The sequence below is a fragment of the Streptomyces sp. NPDC048560 genome (genome assembly GCF_040650955.1).
Lineage (GTDB): Bacteria > Actinomycetota > Actinomycetes > Streptomycetales > Streptomycetaceae > Streptomyces.
In genome coordinates this window covers 429,521-448,209 of record NZ_JBEZIJ010000006.1, presented here as the reverse complement: position 1 = coordinate 448,209, position 18,689 = coordinate 429,521, and the positions used below count along the sequence as shown (strand labels likewise).

At 69.9% G+C, this 18,689-nt stretch carries 21 protein-coding genes; 9 read left to right on the top strand and 12 right to left on the bottom strand.

From position 1 onward, the window contains the following. Positions 1–428: 428 nt before the first annotated feature. From AB0C82_RS19225 to AB0C82_RS19205, 5 genes are all read left to right on the top strand, one after another. Positions 429–1,169, top strand: a complete 741-nt coding sequence (locus tag AB0C82_RS19225; RefSeq protein ID WP_362843130.1) for a hypothetical protein — start codon at positions 429–431, stop codon at positions 1,167–1,169. Continuing rightward, positions 1,166–1,531, top strand: coding sequence for a hypothetical protein (locus AB0C82_RS19220; protein WP_362843127.1), 366 nt, complete (start codon positions 1,166–1,168; stop codon positions 1,529–1,531). Before AB0C82_RS19225 ends, AB0C82_RS19220 begins: the two co-directional genes overlap by 4 nt. Positions 1,532–1,727: 196 nt before the next feature. Beyond that, entirely contained in the window at positions 1,728–1,943 is a 216-nt protein-coding gene (locus AB0C82_RS19215; RefSeq protein ID WP_362843124.1) for a hypothetical protein, read from the top strand. Between the two features lie 10 nt (positions 1,944–1,953). Next, positions 1,954–2,472 carry a hypothetical protein gene (locus AB0C82_RS19210; protein WP_362843121.1) on the top strand — a complete coding sequence of 173 codons (519 nt, stop codon included), beginning with the start codon at positions 1,954–1,956 and terminating at the stop codon, positions 2,470–2,472. A 985-nt stretch (positions 2,473–3,457) separates the two neighbouring features. Beyond that, positions 3,458–3,700: a GntR family transcriptional regulator gene (locus AB0C82_RS19205; RefSeq protein WP_362843118.1), complete on the top strand. Its 243-nt coding sequence runs from the start codon at positions 3,458–3,460 to the stop codon at positions 3,698–3,700. Between the two features lie 350 nt (positions 3,701–4,050). Here AB0C82_RS19205 and AB0C82_RS19200 read toward each other — a convergent pair whose 3' ends face one another. The 6 genes from AB0C82_RS19200 to AB0C82_RS19175 form a co-directional block, all read right to left on the bottom strand. Next, positions 4,051–5,379 carry a phage major capsid protein gene (locus tag AB0C82_RS19200; protein ID WP_362843116.1) on the bottom strand — a complete coding sequence of 443 codons (1,329 nt, stop codon included), beginning with the start codon at positions 5,377–5,379 and terminating at the stop codon, positions 4,051–4,053. Between the two features lie 175 nt (positions 5,380–5,554). Beyond that, a complete protein-coding gene (locus AB0C82_RS19195) occupies positions 5,555–5,782 on the bottom strand; it encodes a hypothetical protein (RefSeq protein WP_362843113.1) in 228 nt (75 codons plus the stop codon). Next, positions 5,763–6,011: a hypothetical protein gene (locus AB0C82_RS19190; protein WP_173312867.1), complete on the bottom strand. Its 249-nt coding sequence runs from the start codon at positions 6,009–6,011 to the stop codon at positions 5,763–5,765. Before AB0C82_RS19190 ends, AB0C82_RS19195 begins: the two co-directional genes overlap by 20 nt. A 17-nt stretch (positions 6,012–6,028) precedes the next feature. Further along, complete coding sequence (locus tag AB0C82_RS19185) at positions 6,029–7,399, bottom strand: AAA family ATPase (RefSeq protein ID WP_362843111.1); 1,371 nt, start codon at positions 7,397–7,399, stop codon at positions 6,029–6,031. Then, positions 7,396–7,953, bottom strand: coding sequence for a hypothetical protein (locus AB0C82_RS19180; protein WP_362843108.1), 558 nt, complete (start codon positions 7,951–7,953; stop codon positions 7,396–7,398). The genes AB0C82_RS19185 and AB0C82_RS19180 overlap by 4 nt, the downstream gene beginning before the upstream one ends. Continuing rightward, a complete protein-coding gene (locus tag AB0C82_RS19175; RefSeq protein WP_362843105.1) occupies positions 7,950–8,144 on the bottom strand; it encodes a helix-turn-helix domain-containing protein in 195 nt (64 codons plus the stop codon). The genes AB0C82_RS19180 and AB0C82_RS19175 overlap by 4 nt, the downstream gene beginning before the upstream one ends. Before the next feature lie 127 nt (positions 8,145–8,271). Between AB0C82_RS19175 and AB0C82_RS19170 the strand changes: the two genes are divergently transcribed. Together AB0C82_RS19170 and AB0C82_RS19165 are read left to right on the top strand one after the other, a co-directional pair. Then, the gene (locus tag AB0C82_RS19170) at positions 8,272–8,790 is read left to right on the top strand and encodes a helix-turn-helix transcriptional regulator (protein ID WP_362843103.1); all 519 of its coding nucleotides are present in this window, start codon (positions 8,272–8,274) and stop codon (positions 8,788–8,790) included. 295 nt (positions 8,791–9,085) lie between these two features. Next, positions 9,086–9,856, top strand: a complete 771-nt coding sequence (locus tag AB0C82_RS19165; RefSeq protein ID WP_362843101.1) for a site-specific integrase — start codon at positions 9,086–9,088, stop codon at positions 9,854–9,856. A gap of 30 nt (positions 9,857–9,886) precedes the next feature. Here AB0C82_RS19165 and glnA read toward each other — a convergent pair whose 3' ends face one another. Further along, the gene (glnA, locus tag AB0C82_RS19160) at positions 9,887–11,296 is read right to left on the bottom strand and encodes a type I glutamate--ammonia ligase (protein WP_362843098.1); all 1,410 of its coding nucleotides are present in this window, start codon (positions 11,294–11,296) and stop codon (positions 9,887–9,889) included. A gap of 220 nt (positions 11,297–11,516) precedes the next feature. Here glnA and AB0C82_RS19155 point away from each other — a divergent pair, with 220 nt between their 5' ends. Continuing rightward, positions 11,517–11,984 carry an RDD family protein gene (locus AB0C82_RS19155; RefSeq protein WP_362843096.1) on the top strand — a complete coding sequence of 156 codons (468 nt, stop codon included), beginning with the start codon at positions 11,517–11,519 and terminating at the stop codon, positions 11,982–11,984. A gap of 111 nt (positions 11,985–12,095) precedes the next feature. Here AB0C82_RS19155 and AB0C82_RS19150 read toward each other — a convergent pair whose 3' ends face one another. The 4 genes from AB0C82_RS19150 to lipB form a co-directional block, all read right to left on the bottom strand. Then, positions 12,096–12,803, bottom strand: a complete 708-nt coding sequence (locus AB0C82_RS19150; protein WP_362843093.1) for a DUF4191 domain-containing protein — start codon at positions 12,801–12,803, stop codon at positions 12,096–12,098. Between the two features lie 19 nt (positions 12,804–12,822). Beyond that, positions 12,823–13,023, bottom strand: coding sequence for a hypothetical protein (locus AB0C82_RS19145; RefSeq protein ID WP_362843091.1), 201 nt, complete (start codon positions 13,021–13,023; stop codon positions 12,823–12,825). A gap of 272 nt (positions 13,024–13,295) precedes the next feature. Then, positions 13,296–14,276, bottom strand: a complete 981-nt coding sequence (gene lipA / locus AB0C82_RS19140; protein ID WP_362843089.1) for a lipoyl synthase — start codon at positions 14,274–14,276, stop codon at positions 13,296–13,298. Positions 14,277–14,393: 117 nt separating this feature from the next. After that, positions 14,394–15,221, bottom strand: coding sequence for a lipoyl(octanoyl) transferase LipB (gene lipB / locus AB0C82_RS19135; protein ID WP_362843087.1), 828 nt, complete (start codon positions 15,219–15,221; stop codon positions 14,394–14,396). A gap of 268 nt (positions 15,222–15,489) precedes the next feature. On the opposite strand from lipB, the gene AB0C82_RS19130 reads away from it, so the two are divergent. Further along, the gene (locus AB0C82_RS19130; protein ID WP_362843084.1) at positions 15,490–17,187 is read left to right on the top strand and encodes a regulator; all 1,698 of its coding nucleotides are present in this window, start codon (positions 15,490–15,492) and stop codon (positions 17,185–17,187) included. A gap of 46 nt (positions 17,188–17,233) precedes the next feature. Here AB0C82_RS19130 and AB0C82_RS19125 read toward each other — a convergent pair whose 3' ends face one another. Continuing rightward, positions 17,234–18,541, bottom strand: a complete 1,308-nt coding sequence (locus tag AB0C82_RS19125) for an NAD(P)/FAD-dependent oxidoreductase (RefSeq protein ID WP_362843082.1) — start codon at positions 18,539–18,541, stop codon at positions 17,234–17,236. Positions 18,542–18,689: the final 148 nt, after the last annotated feature.

The window sequence follows — 18,689 nt, the reverse complement described above, 5'->3', positions numbered from 1 at the left end:
GGCAGCTCCACAGTGAAGAGTGCGCCGCCGCCCGGCGGGTTCTCCGCCCGGATCGTGCCGCCGTGCAGCTGTATGTTCTCCTGGGTGATCGCGTGGCGGCCCTCGCCGGCGTTCTGGGACTACGTCAGGGACTGAACCCTGAGGTCACGCGACCCCGCGGTCTAGAGGTCGAAGTACAGCTCGAACTAATCGCGCAAGTCTGCGACCTGCGGAAACGTACGGCGCACCCGTCCTGACCTGCGGACTGTCTGCCCGTCAGTTCGCACTATTCCCCAGCGTTTTGCACTGTCCGGCGGACTGTGTGCGGACTGCTGCTCGCGGCCCACCTCGGCTCCCCTGCGTCTCCTGAGACGCGCGCGGCGCCGCCCGGTGTGCAACCACCGAACGGCGCCTTGATCCAGAACCTTCTGTGTCAAGGAGTCCAGACCATGAGCACAACCGTACCGGCCCAATCCGCGTTCGAAACGGCCCGTGCCCTGCGCCTGCAGGCCGAGGCCACCGCCCACCTTCCCCGCTGCGTCGACTGCGGCAGCAACGCCAGTTGGCTCGCCCCGACCGGAGAGCACGCCCGCAACGGGGCGCAGCTGCTCCGCTGTGCCGACTCCTGCCCGAGTAGTGACGCCCCCGAGGTACAGACCGTGGCCGCGGCCCCGACGTACCGGCACCTGGGCGAGCAGGTCGCCGACCGCATCGCCGCTGAGATGCCGGAGGTCGCTGCGAAGATGCGGCGGGACGTGTTCGTTACCCTCGTCGCCGACGGGCTCCGCCAGGCCGAGCGACCTGCCTGCCCGGACGGGCGCACCTGGTGCGCGGGTGACCCGGCCAGCCACGCCGACCCGCGCGAGCACATCCACCGCAGCCCTGAGCAGTCCATGAACGGGGCTTACGGGTTCGACGTCATGGCCGTTCACCTCCTGCAGTTCAACGACGACGAGGTCGAGTTGGCGTTCGTCGGCATGGGCGACTGGCCTGACCTCGACCTCGACCAGGTCGACGAGCTCGTCGACGACATGGCCGTCCACCTGGACCGGCTCCGTGCCCTGCGTGCCCAGATGGCCGCGCTGCAGGACGCCCGCGGCTACGCCGAGGCTGAGCGGTACCGCCGGGCCGCCGACCACCGTGACGACGCGAACGTGCGCGACCTCGTCGTTGAGGAGGCCGGCCGATGAGCGAGCAGCGCACCGTCACGGTGCAGACCATCGACCACGGCGACGTCACCATCCCCGAACCGTCCTGGTGCGCCGACAGCCACGACCACCAGCCCGAGGCATTGTGCGACATTGGGCACCGCGGGCCCGAGCACCGCGTCGAGTTCTACGGGTACGAGCTGTCCAGAGCCATGCTCGTCCAGGACCCGTTCGTCGTGCACTCCGACCGCAGCATCGGCGCCCTCGTCGAGATGGGGGAACTCGCCCGCGCACTCACCCCGGGCGAGCTGGACGAGCTGGCCGCGGTCCTCGTCGACTACGCGGGGACGCTGCGGCGCCTCGCCCGCCAGCTGTCCGTTCTCAAGGCCGGTGAGGGCCAGTGAGTACCCCGCCGAAGCCCGGAGCGCGCCCGTCTGTACGCGTCGACGAGAAGCTGTCCGACGACCTGGCCGTGATGATGCGCGCCGGCATGACCGTGTCCGACGCGGTGCGCATCGCCGTATCGATCGTGGCCGGTACGTACCGGAACGCATGGGCGGCGGGCGTCGTACCGGACGGCACGGAGCCGATCATTCTCGGTTGCAGTGTCCTTCCGGAGAGCACTCGTCCGACAGAGCGTCCGACGCGTCCGACAAGCCCTGGCCTGCGGTGATCCTCGCCGCGTTCTTCGTGGTCTCCACCGTGCTTGCGCTGCTCGGCCTCTGCGCCGTCGCGCTGTCCGACGTCCCCCGCATCACCGGGACCGTCGCGCTCATCGTCACCCTCGCCGCACTCGCCGCGGCCATCGTCCACTGAGGACTTTCACGTGATTCTCGGCATCCCCACGCACACCGCCGTCAGCCTCGGCGGCGTCATCATCGGACTCTCCATCGCCGCCTGGAACATCACCCGCTGGTGGGCCGGCAACAAGAAGCACAACCTGAAGTCGCTCCGACAGCTCGTCCCGTTCCTGCTCTGCTCCCTCTACGGGATGCTCCTCATCCTGTCCGCCGGCGGGCTCCTCGGTCTCGCCGCAGACTGGACCCTGTGGGGCACCTCGGCGATCGGTGACGCCGTGCTGGAGTACGGAGTCGGCGGCCAGGCCCCGGACGTCACCCGCACCTCACACCTTGCGCTCACTGCCGGCGGGCATGGCGTCGTCATCATCCTCACGGTCATCCTGATCGCCGTCTGGACGATCCGGCGGGGGTTCCGCTGGGACCTGTTCTCCAGCGTCCTCTGCGGCATCAGCCTGGGCCTCTCATCCGGGCTCGCCGGTGTCGCCGGGTACGTCCTCTCACCGGTCGTGTCGACCGCCGGGGACGCCGTGATGGGGCTGCTGTGACGCCCATCCGGAAGGCAGGGCAGCGCCTGTCCAGCGGCACCGGGCTGCTCCTTCACGGGCTCGGTGACGCTCTCGCCCCGGGCGGGTTCGGGCCGCTCATCGTGCGGTGCGGCGGGTCTCTGGCCGCGCTTGCGCTGGCCGGTCGGCTCCTGGAGCGGGCGCCGCAGTTCGTGTACGCGGTGCCCGTGGTGTGGGCTCTGGCCGCCTGGCAGGTGTCCGATTCGTCTGCCCCTCCCCCGGCCCCCCTCTCGGAAGGGGTTGGGGACGTTTACGCAGATGGGGACCCTGTACTCGACCGAGCGGAGTACGGCCCGGAAGGGGTTAGTTACACGCTGCACGTAGTTCGCAAGGAGGTGAACGGATCATGATCTGGACCCTCTTCAAGAACACGTACTGCGCCAAGTGCGGCTGGTGGACCACCGGCTGCGGACACTGAACGGACACGCAAGGAACGGCCCCACCGAACTCCATCGGTGGGGCCGTTCGCGCGTTCAGCGTCGGTGACAGGCGCAGTCGCACCGGTGGTCTTCGATCGGCCGCTCCCACGCCGGGGCACCCGATCGCCGGGTGACGTAAGGGCCGGGGCAGTACTGGTGCTCACCGATTCGGCAGGCCGGCGCTTTCACCTCGGTCGCCGGCGTCACGCCTACGCCTGCCAGTCCGGCACGATGCCACGCTGCTCACGGCACGGGGCGCAGGCGTACAGGCCAGCCCCCGGGCCGGAGCCCTGCTCGATGATGCGGATCAGTACCGCGGTCCCTGACGGCCCTTTGTGCCAGTGGCACCAGCCGAACGTAGGGCCTGCGGGAGTCAACGGGGCGCCGGTAGTCTCGGCCATGGCTGCCTGCTCTCTCAGGTGGTCCACACCCCCGGGCCGGTGACACGGCCGCGGGGGTCTATTCGTTCCTCCAGATGACCGTACTACCCCCTGCTAGCCCCGTGGGTAGCTATGGCGGCCCGTGGTCTGCTGCCTAGCTTTCGGATCATGAGCATCGACCGCGAGGGACCCGTACCGCCGTACCGGCAGATCGCCGACCAGCTGCGCGCGAGCATCGCCGACGGCACGATCCCCGTCGGTCGGCGCATCCCCTCCCTCGTCGAGCTGGAGCAGCGGTACGGGGTCGCGCGGGACACCCTCCGCAAGGCGGTCAAGGTGCTCAAGGACGAGGGCCTGGTCGAGACCGTGAACGGCATGGGCGTGTACGTCACGCAGCAGCCCCCGGAGTAGCCAGCGCCACCCGTCACGCTCGGTTAGGTAACCCTAAGTGATGCTCATAATCGGGTCAGCGTTGAGGCTCGGGTCAAGATCAGCTTTGAAACGGGCCGCGCAAAAAAACGGGCGACAAGGGCGTTTGGGTCGCCCACCTGCGGGTTCAAGATTTGACCCAGCTCTCTCCCTACGCGCGAGACCGGACGTGACAGAGCCCCGACACTGTGATCGTGTCGGGGCTCTGTTCACTCTGTGCGATGTGCTGCGGCGGGGCGCAGGCCGGCGTCACGGTGTGGGAGCACCTATCCGACCTTGCCGGGTGTCATGCCCTGTCCGGGTTGACGCCCCGCCGGGTTCTTGGGGGTTGGTCAGGCGCGAACTCCGGTGTCGACGGCGAACGCCTGCCCGTGGGCCAGGGCGATGTCACCGCGCATCCAGATGAGGAGCGCGACCTGACCGACGTCCGCGTACCGCTCGACCAGCTGGATCGTCATCGGTCCGGTGCGCAGCCCGAAGTACAGCTGTGCCCAGTCCCCGGTGTACACCTCGGAGCAGTCTGCGCTCGTGCCGACTGTGAGGTTGGTCGGGATCTGGTTGGTCGGGTAGCGAGGCAGGAGCCCGGCGGGGGGCTGGATGTACTGCCCGTTCAGGTCCTTGAGCTTGGCCAGTGCCTGTTCCGTGCGGGGTGCGTCGATGACGCCGGTCGGTTCGTGGTTGAGCGCACGGACCGCGGCCTGGGCGTCGATGAGCATGTCGTGGCCGAGGGTGGCCATCGCGGTGCCGTTCGCCCCGTGGGTGGTGATGGTGACGCCAGTCTGGTTGAGGATGCCGCGCGGCTCGGGTGCGGTGCCGCTGCCTCGCAGGGCCACGCGGTCGAGTTCGAGGGCGACCTGCGCGGCCAGGTCCCGCTCGACCACGCCGACGATGCTCGGGTCGGAGTCCTCGATCAGCTCGCGGCTCATCTTGACGAGGAAGGCCATCGAGCGGGCCGTGAGCGTCACCGCGTCGAGCGTCAGGTCCCCCTCGGCGATGGCCGCGTTCTCGTTGCGCCAGGCCGGGGCCGAGCTGCCGGTGAGCCGCGGGACCTTGAGCGTCTGGGAGTCCATGGGCACGGTGGTGGCACCGGCCTGGAAGACGCGGGCCACGTTGCGGGCCCGGTCGATGAGCTGTGCCGCGGTGGGCGTGGGTACGAGGTGCCCGCCGGCCGTTGCGGTGCCCTCGGCCATGGCGCGCAGCTCGGAGTCGTTGAGCCCGTCGCGGCGCCCGGTGACCCAGGTGCGGAGCAGGGCGCCCAGGCGCACATCTTCGGTGGGCTGCGGCTCGCCGTGGCTGTGCCGAGAGGTCCAGTCCGCGAAGGACTGGCCCCGGGTGAGCAGGGGGAGTTCGGGCGCCACGGTGCGGCTGGTGCCGCCGGCCATGATGATCTGCGAGCGGTCGACGGTGCGACCTTCGGGGGAGTTCTCCAGGCGCCGCAGGACGATGCCGAGTCGGCGGATCTCGTCGTCGTGGGCGTCGAACTCGCGCTGCTCGGAGGCGAGCAGGTCGCGGCCTTCGACGGTCGCGTTGTCGGTGAGGGTCTGCATTGCACCGAGCCGGGCGCCCTGGGCCTGGCGTACGGCTTCGATGTGCTGCTGGAAGGTCTGGCCGGGCTGGCGCTCGGTGAGGCTGGCAGCGGTGGGCAGGGTGTTGGTAGGCACGAGGGTCTCCTGATACGCAGTGAGGTGGTCTGCGCCGGAGGTCTCGACGGTCCGCGGTGCGGTGCACTCGCGCGGCCGGAGATCGGCGCTGAGGGAGATTCAGGCGACCACCGGGGCGGGGCCCTGGTCGGTGGTCGTTGGGTGAGGCGGAGCCTGCACCGTGCCGGGACTGATGTTACGGCATCGGGTCGTTCAGGTGGGCGGCCTGCCAGTCGGACAGGAACTCGTCGAAGTTGTCGGCTCCGTGGAACACGTTGTGCCCCATGGCGATGGTGAAGCCGGCGAGCGCACCGAGAAGTTCGAGCGGGTCGCAGGACGCGAGGATGACGGCCTGGCCTTCCTGGTCGTTGGCGAGCCCCGCGCGGAGCAGGGCGACGACGGTCTCAGCGGTCGGTGACGTCATGGCGGGTCTCCTTGGTCGCGGCGCGAAAGGTGTCGGGGATCGGGGAGACGGCTCCGGTGAGGACCGGACAGCCGTCGTCGTGGCGGACGTAGGCGTGCATGGCGCCGGTCGTCTCGTCGGTCGTCAGGGCTTCGACGACGCCGGTGCAGTGGCCGCACCGGTAGTTGGTGACCATGGCGGCCAGGGTGTTGGCCGGTCCGGCGACGAAGTCTGTGCGGGTGGGCTTCATGGCGTGCTCCCTTCGGGTCAGCAGGTGGGGTGTGTGGTGTCGCCGGTAGTCGCGTGGACGGGGTCGAGGGGGGTACGGCAGACGGTGCAGAGCACTTCCGGGCCCGTCACGTTCTGTGATGGCGTTTCGGCAGTCCTGCCAGTCGCGCCACCATTCACGCCATTCGTGCCAGCCTCTTGAGGCTGGCGGGAATGGCGCGACTGTGGCGGGACTGGCGGAGCGCTGTCGCTCTCCGTAGCGGTGGTGAGGGCTTCGATGCGCCAGACGGCGCCCTTGCCGAAGCCTGCTCGCTCCGACTTCACACCGGCTTTGACCCTGGCCCGCTGCAAGGTGCGCTCCGAAATGTCGTCGGCTGCCGCAGCCTTCTTCACGTCCTTCGCCGGGGCCTCACCGCCCTGGTCGAGGAGGTAGCCGCGGAGCCAGTCCGCGGCCTCGTCCCGCTCGCCCCGGTCTCCGGGTTCCTGGCCCTGCGCGAGGATCTCCTGCACGCTGCGGGCCGACTCTCCAGTGAAGGCGAACCGGCCCACGGACGCGATGCCCTTTTTTGTGGGGACCTCGGTTGTTTCGATGTTGTACGAGAGCGACGGAAGGTCGGAGCGGCCGAGGCTGTTCTTCGACTGGCTCATCACCCGGCAGTCGTTGTCCTCGTCGCGGGCGAATCCGAAGACGGCCCGAGGCACGTTCTTGAACGCACCGGACCCGGTAATGAGCGCGGACGGATCCGTGCCGGCGCCCTTCCCGAAGTGCGCGATACCGAGGAGCACGCAGCTGGTGCGATCGGCCATGCGGGCGAGCGGGTCGAGCGCCGTACGCACGTCTCGTTCCCGGTGCGTGTCGATGCCCGCTCCGATGCACGACATGAGCGGGTCGAGGACGACCAGGGCCACGTCGTAGTCCTTGATGGCCTGCTCCATAAGGCTGTTGTCCTGGGGCAGGCTGAGCGTTGTCTCGCCGAACTCTGCTTCGACGGCCTCGACCCGGTACACGAGGTCGAGGTCCGCGCCGGCGCCGATGAGGCGAGGCACGATCGTTTGTTTCCACGAGTCCTCCACGGCCACGTAGAAGACGGCCCGGGGGCGACCGGAGTAGGTCCCGGGGAGGAGGCCGCGGGTGATCTGTGCGGCCATCCACATACCGAACGAGGACTTACCGGTGCCTTCACGCCCGGCCGCAATGGACAGCGCCCCGGCGGGCACGCGTCCCTCTCCGGCGTCTAGCCAGGCCCACTCGACGGGCTCGGGCTCGATGTCGGACGCGCGGGTGAGACGCAGCTTCCGGCCGGGCTGCTCAACCGGGCCGTCGTCCCACTCAAGGGCGGGCAGGTCTGCCAGTCCTGCCGTGAGAACGTCGTCCGGCGGCAGGCCCATGGGGTCGTATGAGGTGGTCACGCGCTGATCTCCTGACCCTGGGTGAGGTACCGGCCCGGGTGCCCGGGGACGGCGATGGGCGGCCAGCCAGGCGTTGCGCGCAGCTGGTGCGGCTCCCGATGAGTGGCCTTGTCGCGGGCGATACGAACTTCTTCGGCGGTGCGGCGGGCAGCAATCGCGTGGCCCTGCCGTGCCGCGTAAGCGTTGGCGTCAGCGGTGATCTCCCGCCACCACGTCACCGGGTCCTCGTTCATGAGCGTGTCGAGACGCTGCGTCTCGGCTTCGGCGCGGCGGTGCCGCTCGGCAGCTTCGAGGATGGCCGCGTACGCACGCGGGTCCTTTGGAGTGAGCCGCAGCCAGGCCGGGGAGCCGTAGGCCGGCCAGTCGTCGATGCCGAGCGCGGTCACCTGCAGCTCGGCGCGGAGTGCAGTGATGTCGCCCGCGGTGACGTTCTCGGGCACGGCGCGCAGTCGTCGCCCCTGCCCGGTGTTCGGTACCGTGATGGTCGACCCGCCGCCCAGCTGGTCTCTCTGCGCCCCCGGTTCGCCGCCGGGGGCGTTGTGCGTGCCGGTCACGCCGCCGCGCTCCCGCCCTGCTGCCGGTCGAGCCATGCTTCGACGTCTGTGGGCCGGTAGCGGACGTGCCTTCCGACCGGGCAGGGCTTCGGGCCGGTGCCGGTGTGGTTCCACCGGTAGACGGTCTTGAGCGGAACGCCGAGGTATTCGGCCAGTGCGGCAGGCGAGTAGAGCTGGACCTTGAGAGCCATCACCCCTCCTTGGGTTCCAGAGGACCGTAAACGTCCTCTGAAAGAACACTCACGGGCAATGGTCGCCCGTCGTTGCTCATAGTGCCCCGCTCTTGCGCGTTCCGCAAGTTCCCATTAGCGTGCTCTCATGGAACAAAGCGAAGCGTGGTCCCCCACGGCCACCGTGGCGAAGCGTGTGCGTGAGGCACGCAAGCGACGCGGTCTGACTGCCGAGCAGGTAGCCGAGCGCCTGGCGGAACAGGGCGTTCCCTGGACTCGCAGCACGGTGGCGAAGCTGGAGAACGGCAACCGGCAGGAGCTGACGCTTACTGAATGGCTGGCTCTGGCTGTGGTGTTGAACGTCGGCCCGGTACACCTGTTGCTGCCCATCGAGGCGAGCGCCGGCGACGAACCGTACCGAGTCAGCCCTGAACGAACGAACCCTGTAGATCACACCCGCGGCTGGATTCGTGGGCACTGGCCCCTGCCGGGGTCCAACGCCATCGAGCACCAGGGCGAGATGCCGGAAGCCGAGCAGGGGCGCATGTACCTCCCGCCGGCCAAGGACAGGGCCGACCAGATCAACGGCATCCAGACGTCCATTCACCAGCTCACGACGGCGCTGCACCAGCTACAGGAGAGGGGAAGCGATGGCGAGTATCGCTAAGCGTCCCAACGGGAAGTGGCGGGCCCGGTACCGGGACGTTGCTGGCCGTGAGCACGCTCGGCACTTCGGCCGGCGCGTCGACGCTCAGCGCTGGATCGACGAGGAGTCGGCGAGCATCGTCACGGGTCAGTACGTCGACCCGAAGTCGCGGAAGGTCACCGTCGACGAGTGGTGCGACGTATGGATTCAGGGATACGGGTCACGCAGGGCATCGAGCGTCCGTCAGGCGAACGTGCACTTGGCCCGCATCCGGCAGGAGTTCGGTCCGCTCCCGCTTGTCGCGGTTCAGCCGAGCATGGTGCGCAACTGGCTTGCCCGCCTGGGGTCCGAGGGGCTGTCCGCGTCGTACCTGTTCGCCCTGCACTCGCGGCTGTCGCAGGTGATGCGGGACGCCGTGCTCGACCGCAAGGTGTCGGCGAACCCCTGCTCGCGGAGGACGTCGCCCGGCGCTGGGAAGCAGCGTGCCTACGTGGCGACGGAAGCGCAGCTGTGGGCCCTGTACGAACTGGCCGCAGCGAAGTACCAGCCTGCTCTGCTGCTCGGTGCATTCGTGGGCCTGCGAGTGGGGGAGGCGTGCGGGCTTCGGCCGGCGGACGTCGACCTGGCAGCCCGGACGATCACCCCGGCGGTGCAGTACCCGGCTCTCCCGTTGAAGACGGCGATGAGTGGGGAGACGGTGCCGATCCCGGACAGTCTCGTTTCGGTACTCAAGCCGCTGTGCGTAGGGCGGGCGCACCTCCTCGTCGACGAGGAGGGCGAGCAGGTCGGCCCGTGGCAGATCGAGCGCGAGATGCGCCGAATCCGCGGGAAGGTGGCCAGCCTGCCGGAAGGCTTCCGGTTCCACGACCTGCGGCACTTCTACGCTTCGCTGCTGATCGCGTCGGGGGCAGACGTGAAAGTGGTCCAGCACCGTCTTCGCCACGGTTCGGCGAAGACGACGCTGGACACCTACGGTCACCTGTGGCCGGACTCGGATGAGTCCACGCGGACCGCTGTAGAGCGTGTGATGAACGGCAAGATCATTAGTCTTGCGGACTCTGTGCGGACTAAGGGGGCGTCGGAATGAAGTCCCCCCAGCTCACGGGCACGGCCTGGCTTACAGGTCGAAGTACAGCTCGAACTCGTGCGGGTGCGGGCGGAGCTGGATCGGGGCGATCTCGTGCACGCGCTTGTAGTCGACCCACGTCTCGATCAGGTCGGGGGTGAAGACACCGCCGGCCAGCAGGTAGTCGTGGTCCGCCTCCAGGGCGTCCAGCACGGCCGGCAGCGAGGTCGGGACCTGCTGGACGTTCGCGTGCTCCTCGGGAGCCAGCTCGTACAGGTCCTTGTCGATCGGCTCCGCCGGCTCGATCTTGTTCTTCACGCCGTCCAGGCCGGCCATCAGCAGCGCCGAGAACGCGAGGTACGGGTTCGAGGACGGGTCCGGGGCGCGGAACTCGACGCGCTTGGCCTTCGGGTTCGAGCCCGTGATCGGGATACGCATCGCGGCGGAGCGGTTGCGCTGCGAGTAGACCATGTTGACCGGGGCCTCGAAGCCGGGGACCAGGCGGTGGTAGGAGTTCACCGTCGGGTTGGTGAACGCCAGCAGCGACGGGGCGTGCTTCAGGATGCCGCCGATGTAGTAGCGCGCCATGTCCGACAGGCCCGCGTAACCCTGCTCGTCGTAGAACAGCGGCTCGCCACCGGCCCACAGGGACTGGTGGACGTGCATGCCCGAGCCGTTGTCGCCGAAGATCGGCTTCGGCATGAAGGTCGCGGTCTTGCCGTTGCGCCAGGCGACGTTCTTCACGATGTACTTGAAGAGCATCAGGTCGTCGGCCGCGGCGAGCAGCGTGTTGAACTTGTAGTTGATCTCCGCCTGGCCGGCGGTGCCGACCTCGTGGTGCTGACGCTCGACCTGGAGGCCGTTCTTGTCCAGCTCCAGGGAGATCTCGGCACGCAGGTCGGCGAAGTGGTCGACCGGCGGGGTCGGGAAGTAGCCGCCCTTGTAGCGGACCTTGTACCCGCGGTTGTTCTCCTCCGACCCGGTGTTCCAGGCGCCCGCCTCGGAGTCGATGTGGTAGAAGGACTCGTTCGCCGAGGTCTGGAAGCGGACGTTGTCGAACACGTAGAACTCGGCCTCGGGGCCGAAGTACGCCGTGTCGGCGATGCCGGTGGAGGCGAGGTACGCCTCGGCCTTCTTGGCCACGTTCCGCGGGTCACGGCTGTACTGCTCGCCCGTGATCGGGTCGTGGATGAAGAAGTTGATGTTGACGGTCTTGTCGCGGCGGAAGGGGTCGACACGGGCGGTGGAGAGATCCGCGCGCAGCGCCATGTCGGACTCGTGGATGGCCTGGAAACCACGGATCGACGAGCCGTCGAACGCGAGCTCCTCGGTCGGGTCGAAGGCCGCCGCCGGGATGGTGAAGTGCTGCATCACTCCGGGCAGGTCGCAGAACCGGACGTCGATGAACTTGACGTCTTCGTCGGCGATGTACTTCTTCACGTCGTCGGCGTTCTGGAACATCCAACTCCTCCTACTCCCGACCCGGAGAAGGGCGGGGTTGCAGCTCTTTTGCGGCCAGTGCGGTGGCACACGCTGGACCCGACCATAGGCAGACGGGATTTCTCAAGCATGACCCATTTGTTTCGCCCAAGTTAACCGGGCGAACTGGGCGCGGCACCTCAGCGACGTGTTCCGTGCCCCGCCCGGCCGGGTGCAAACACGGGCGCAGTACCGTGGACGGGTGGACAACAGGCAAGTAATCGGATCGTGGCTGTCCGGGCCCCGCGCGGCCGCCGAGGACATGGGCGTCGACTTCGGCTACCGGGGAAAGCGCCTCGGGCTGCCCGAGCAGGGACCCGGGTCCGTGGCCCGGGTGGGCCGGCGCTTCGCGGCGGTCTTCGTCGACTGGGCGCTGTGCATGGTGATCGCATACGGGCTGCTCGCTCGCGGTGACCAGCAGGCGGCCGGAAACTGGGCGCTGGGCGTCTTCCTCGTACTGAGTGTGCTGACCGTCGGAACCATCGGCAGCACGCCCGGCAAGCGCCTCCTGGGGCTGCGGGTCCTCGCCGAGAACGGCGAGCGGCTCGGCACCGGACGCGTGCTCGTCAGGAGCGTGCTCCTCCTCCTGGTCATTCCGGCGCTGGTCTGGGACCGCGACGGCCGCGGCCTCCACGACCGGCTGGCGCGCGCCGTGCAGGTCAGGATCTAGAACCTGCCGACGGCGACGTGACGAAGGGGCGGTTCCGGACCTGTCGGGTCCGGAACCGCCCCTTCTTGTACGAGGAACCCTGTACGAGGGACCAGCTGTACGGGTGTGGGGTCAGCGCATCTTTCCGCCGCGCGGCATCCGCATGCCCTTGGGCATCGGACCCTTCGGCAGCGGCATGTTGCTCATCAGGTCGCCCATCGCCCGCAGCCGGTCGTTGGCCGCGGTCACCTGCGGGCCGGTCAGCACGCGGGGAAGCTTCAGCATCTTGGTGCGGACCTTCTTCAGCGGCACCTGACCCTCGCCGTCACCGACGATGATGTCGTGCACCGGCACGTCCACCACGATGCGCGCCATCCGCTTCTTCTCGGCCGCCAGCAGGCTCTTCACCCGGTTCGGGTTGCCCTCCGCGACCAGCACGATGCCCGCCTTGCCGACGGCCCGGTGGACGACGTCCTGGCTGCGGTTCATCGCGACCGCCGGGGTCGTGGTCCAGCCGCGGCCCACCCGGTCCAGTACGGCCGCCGCCGCGCCCGGCTGGCCCTCCATCTGTCCGAAGGCAGCCTTCTCGGCTCGCCGTCCGAAGATGATCGCCATCGCGAGGAGCGCCAGGACGAAGCCCAGGATGCCCGCGTAGACGGGGTGGCCGATCAGGAAACCGATCGCGAGGAGGACGCCGAAGGTGACGATTCCCACACCCGCGACGACAAGACCGATCCTGGGGTCGGTCCGCCGGGTCATCTTGTAGGTCAGGGCGATCTGCTTGAGTCGCCCCGCGTTCTCGGCGCTGTCCGCGCCCTCGGTGTTTGCCTTCCTCGCCATGTACCCGAGTTTACGTGGCCTAGGAACGGTGGTCGGCCACGGCCTCCAGTACGTGCTGGACCTCGACCCGGTCCTTCGCCCTGCGGCGGTCCTCCAGGACCGCGGTCCAGGCGTTCCGGCGGGCGGTGCGCTGGCCGCTGCTGAGAAGCAGCGACTCGACCGCCCGGAGGGCGCTGGTGACGGACGGGATGGCGTTGGCGCGTACCGGCACGGCCTGCATGGTGGGGTTCCCTCTCGGAGCGGATGCGCTGACTGGGCGCGGACTGAGTACGGGAAGGGGCGACCCGCAGCGGCCGACGGAACTGCTGCTGCGCGTGTACCCAGGGTCACTGCTTGGTGTTACCAGCGCATGACCGGGTGGTCAAACACCAATGAAGCCTGGAATTCGGCGCCGTGCACGCCGACGCGGCCCATACGCGTCCCCGACCTGCGAGGAGCGTATGGGCCGCGTCGATTCGAGCGTTACCGCTCAGTAGCTTCTTGTGCCCGGTTTCACACGGACGGCGTGGTCGCCGCGGGCGCCGCCGCCAGCGCCTGACGCCGCTCGATCGCCTGCTGGAAGAGGCGGCCGGCACGGTACGAGGAACGGACGAGCGGGCCCGACATCACGCCGGAGTAGCCGATCGCGTCGGCCTCGTCCTTCAGCTCCACGAACTCGTGCGGCTTCACCCAGCGCTCGACCGGGTGGTGGCGCACGGACGGCCGCAGGTACTGCGTAATCGTGATGAGCTCGCAACCTGCGTCGTGCAGATCCCTCAGCGCCTCACTGACTTCCTCGCGGGTCTCGCCCATGCCGAGGATCAGATTGGACTTCGTCACCAGGCCGGCCTCACGGGCCCGCGTGATGACTTCCAGGGAGCGCTCGTAACGGAATCCGGGGCGGATCCGCTTGAAGATCCGCGGAACCGTCTCGACGTTGTGCGCCAGCACCTCGGGGCGCGAGGAGAAGACCTCGGCCAGCTGTGCGGGCTCCGCGTTGAAGTCGGGGATCAGCAGCTCCACCTTGGTGGCGCCCGCCTCCCGCTCCGCGGTCAGGCCGTGGATCTGGCGGACCGTCTCCGCGTACAGCCAGGCTCCGCCGTCCTCCAGGTCGTCGCGCGCGACGCCCGTGATGGTGGCGTAGTTCAGGTCCATCGTGACGACGGACTCTCCGACACGGCGCGGCTCGTCGAGATCGAGATCGGCGGGCTTGCCGGTGTCGATCTGACAGAAGTCACAGCGTCGGGTGCACTGGTCTCCACCGATGAGGAACGTGGCCTCGCGGTCTTCCCAGCATTCGTAGATGTTCGGGCAGCCGGCCTCCTGGCACACGGTGTGCAGTCCCTCGCTCTTCACGAGTTTCTGCATCTGCGTGTACTCGGGACCCATCTTCGCCCGCGTTTTGATCCACTCGGGCTTGCGCTCGATGGGGGTCTGGCTGTTCCGGACCTCCAGGCGCAGCATCTTGCGCCCGTCGGGTGCGACAGCGGACACTCCGGCTCCCCTTTGCTTTCACTGCATTCGAATCTTCGGCGAACACCAGGGTACGCCCGTAGTTAGAACGGCCTTACGTCTGGCCAACCTGGGGCCGACGGGGCCTATTCCCCGGCGCTAGGCGGAGGCCGGGACGGTGGCGGGGACGGCGGTGCCCGCGGGCTCGACGGCCCGGGGTGCGAGCGCCGCGTTCTCCAGGACGTCCCTGAGGTGCTTCTCCACGACCGGGAGCACCTCCGCGATCGTCAGGTCACGGCCCAGTTCGTACGCGAGCGAGGTGACGCCCGCGTCCCGGATGCCGCACGGCACGATCCGGTCGAACCAGGTGTTGTCCGGGTTCACGTTGAGCGCGAAGCCGTGCATGGTCACCCCCTTGGCGACCCGGATGCCGATCGCGGCGAGCTTGCGGTCCTCGCGGCGCTGGCCCGCGTTGGACGGCGCGTACTCGGGGCCGTTCATCCGCGGGTCGAACTCCTCGTCCTGGAGGCGCGGGTCGAAGTCGAGGGAGAGCCCCCCGAGCGCCGCACGCTCCTCGACCGGGTCGCCCAGGACCCAGACCCCACTGCGGCCCTCGACCCGTGAGGTCTCCACGCCGAACTCGGCGGCCGTACGGATCAGCGCGTCCTCCAGGCGACGGACGTGCGCGACCACGTCGACCGGGCGCGGAAGCTTCTGGATGGGGTAGCCGACGAGCTGACCCGGACCGTGCCAGGTGATCTTGCCGCCGCGGTCGACGTCGATGACCGGGGTGCCGTCCAGGGGGCGCTCGTTCTCCGCCGTGCGCCGGCCCGCCGTGTAGACGGGCGGGTGCTCGAGGAGCAGACACGTGTCCGGGACCGTGTCCTCGAAGCGAGCGGCGTGAACCTCGCGCTGCTTCTGCCAAGCCTCCTGGTACTCGACGGAGTCCTCGCCGAATCCCAGACGGACGAACCGCAGCTCACTCACTTCAGGTGCCTCCCTATTCGCGGTGCCGGAAGGGCCGGGGGTGTCCCCGGAACCACCTCACCCTGCACTGGTGTGCGCCCCCAGCCACTGTACGACCGCCCGCATCGGGGCAGTCCGGCAGGTCGTTTCCGTCAGCACTGCCGACAATCCTCACACGATCGGATGAATGTGGGGCGAAGGTGGCCGCGCGTGTGGCCGGGGCCGCTAAATTCGCGCCGTTCCATAAGGGCTGCCCGCCCGGCCACGAAGGCAGGAGACCGTACAGCTGATGTCGGAACGACCTCCGCAGCGCACCCCCAACCGCAGGCTCGCCGCGCTCATCGCCGAAGCCGGGTTCTCCCATGCCGGTCTGGCCCGCCGGGTTGATCAGCTCGGTCTGGAGCACGGCCTCGACCTGCGGTACGACAAGACGTCCGTGACCCGGTGGCTGCGTGGTCAGCAGCCCCGGGGCACCACTCCCGCGCTGATCGCCGAGGTCTTCACCCGACGCCTGGGGCGCAGGCTCTCCGCCCAGGACCTCGGGCTCGACGCCTGCGCGCCCGTCTACGCCGGTCTGGAGTTCGCGGCCACACCCGCCGAGGCGGTCGACATCGTCAGCGGGCTCTGGCGCAAGGATTCCGGAAGCCACGCGGAGTTAAGGAAGATCGCGTTCACGCCGGCCGGGCTCGTCGTCCCCAGCCGGGACTGGCTGATCGGGCGGGCCGACGAGTGCGTGGGCAGCACCGAGCCACCGGCCGCCGCCGCCGCGTCGCGCGGTGCGGCGGGCGCGGCCGGTGCGACCGGGCCGGTCGTGAGCGGCGGGGCTCACGGGGTCGCAGGAGCCGCGGGGGCGGCTGGTTCGCGCGGGGGGAGCGGTCCGGGTGGTCCCCAGGGCGCCGTGGGGGCGGCGGCGGTGACCCTGGCGGGCGGTCACCACGGAGCGCACGGCTCCCACGCCCCACAGGGGCAGGCCGGCCGGAACAGCGCCCGCCCCGGCCCCGCCAGGCCGCCCACGCATCAGGCGCCACCGCCTCCCGAACTCTCGGCCGTGCCGCGCCAGCGGCAGACCGAGCGGGGCCCGGGCCAGCGGGTGAGCAGCGGTGACGTCGCCGCCCTGCGCTCGGTCGGTGAGCTCTTCCGCACCCTCGACAACGCGTACGGCGGCGGGCACGCCCGCCAGGCCCTCGTCCGCTATCTGGAGCACGAGGCGGAGCCCATGCTCCGCGGGAGCTACGGCGAGGCCACCGGCCGCCGGCTGTTCTCCGCCGCCGCGGACCTGACCAGGCTGGCGGGCTGGACCTCGTACGACATCGCCGCCCACGGCCTCGCCCAGCGGTACTTCGTCCAGGCGCTGAGGCTCGCGCAGGCGGCGGGGGACCGGGGCTACGGCAGCTACGTCCTGATGACCATGAGCCGTCAGGCGGTGTACCTCGGCCACGGCAGGGAAGCGGTCCAGCTGGCGCGCGTCGCCCAGCAGGGCATCGGATCGGCGGCGCCGCCCGTGGTGCAGGCCATACTGCACGCGGTCGAGGCGCGCGGACACGGTGTGCTCGGTGAGGCCAGGACCTGCACAGCCGCGCTCGCCCGGGCCGAACGGGCCCTGGAGACCGCCAGGGCCGGGGACGAGACCCCGCACTGGGCCAGGTACTTCGACGAGGCCCAGCTCGCCGACGAGTTCGGGCACTGCCACCGCGATCTCCAGCACCACAGGGCCTCCGCCCAGTACGCGGAACGTTCGCTCCAGCTGCGCGCTCCGGCGTACGCCCGCAGCCGGCTGTTCTGCCAGGTGGTGCTCGCCTCCGCGCGGCTCGGCCTCGGCGAGCTCGACCAGGCGTGCTCCCTGGGCGCCGACGCGGCCCGGCAGGCCTCGGAGATGAGGTCGGTCCGGGCCACGGAGTACGTGCGCGACTTCGAGCGCCGTCTGGAGCCGTACCGGGACGCGGCGGCCGTACGCCACTACCGGGACCGCGTCGCCGCCCTCGGCTGACCCGGCCCCGGTGGCGCTGCCGGTGACTCCTCCGGTGCGCGCCGCCTCAGGCGGCCGTGGTGAGCGGCGCCTCGGCTCCGTGTCCCTCCTGTACGCCCAGGTCGGCGAGAATCGCGGAGGCGGCTCGGCGTCCCGAGTGCAGGGCGCCCTGGACCGTGCTCGTGTCTCGGTGGTCGCCGCACACGTACAGCCCGGCGAGCATCCGGACCGGCCGGTGCGGATCGTGCGGTGCGGGCATCGCGGGGACCGCCTCCGGATCGTGATGGGCCGCCAGCAGCTCCCAGCCGTCCGTGGACGTTCCGTACAGCGCCGCGAGATGCCTGCGGACCGCGCGGTCGAGATCCGGCGGCGGTGTGCCGAGCACCGTCGAGGTGATCAGCGCCCGGCCCCGCGGGGCACGTGAGGGATCGACCTCGCTCATCACGGCGGTGTGCGCGACCGGGCCGGAGCGGTCGGCGTCCAGGAGCAGCGAGGTGCCGGTCGCCGGGGGAGAGGGGGCCGTGTGGTGCAGCACCGTCACCGGGTGGAACGACGGTATCCGCAGCCCCGGGAGCAGTTCGGCGGCGGCGCCCGCCCCGGTGGCCAGCAGCAGGGAGCGGCACCGCAGTTCGCCGTGCTCCTTGGTGCGCACCGAGCTGATGCCGGCGGCGGTGACATGGACGCCGGTCCGTACGGTGCCGGCCGGCAGTGTGGCCGCGAGGATCTCGGGCAGGGTCGACGAGCCGCCCGCCGGTACGCACAGCCCGCCGCGCGCGTAGCCGCGCAGGGCGATATCGGCGACGCGGCTCGACGTGGTGAGTTCGGGGTCACCGAGCAGCGCGGAGAGCAGCGGGCGCAGGAAGCCGTTGACCGTACGGGACGGGAGGCCGCGCGCCGACAGGGCCGCGAGAGCGGTCCGTTCCGGGCGGGCCCGGAGCCGGGAGACGGGCGTGGAGGCCAGGCGCCCCAGCGCGGCGCCGAGGCGGGCCTGCTCGATCGCCCCGCCCAGCGGTGCGTGGGGGGCGCTCGATCGGGGGCGCACCGCTCTCAGTGCGCCCCTCGCGCTCCGTATGGTGCCGGTGCGGTACAGGCGGCCCTCGCTGTGGACCAGCGGCCCCGGAGCGAAGTCCCGCAGCACCAGCCCTTCGAGAGCGGGAGCGAGGCTCAGCTCCGGGCAGGCGGAACTGAGCAGCGGTCCCAGGTGGTCGAGCCGGAATCCGTCCATGTCGTGGGTGACCATCCGGCCGCCGACACAGGGGGCGGCCTCCAGGACACTGACGCTCACCCCCGCCCGGTGCAGCTGATGGGCCGCCGACAGGCCGGCTGTCCCGGCCCCGATGATGATCACGTCTGCGTGATGTGCCGTGCCGATCACGTACCCCTCCCCGAGTCGGTGCGACTGGTGGGGGGCTCTTGCCCCCAACAGGCCCCCGGAATGCCCGAGTTCGGGTCGAGGCTAGGAGGATGGCCGATACGGGCGCAGCAGCGCGCGCACCGGGCACCGGGGCACGGGGTCGCACACC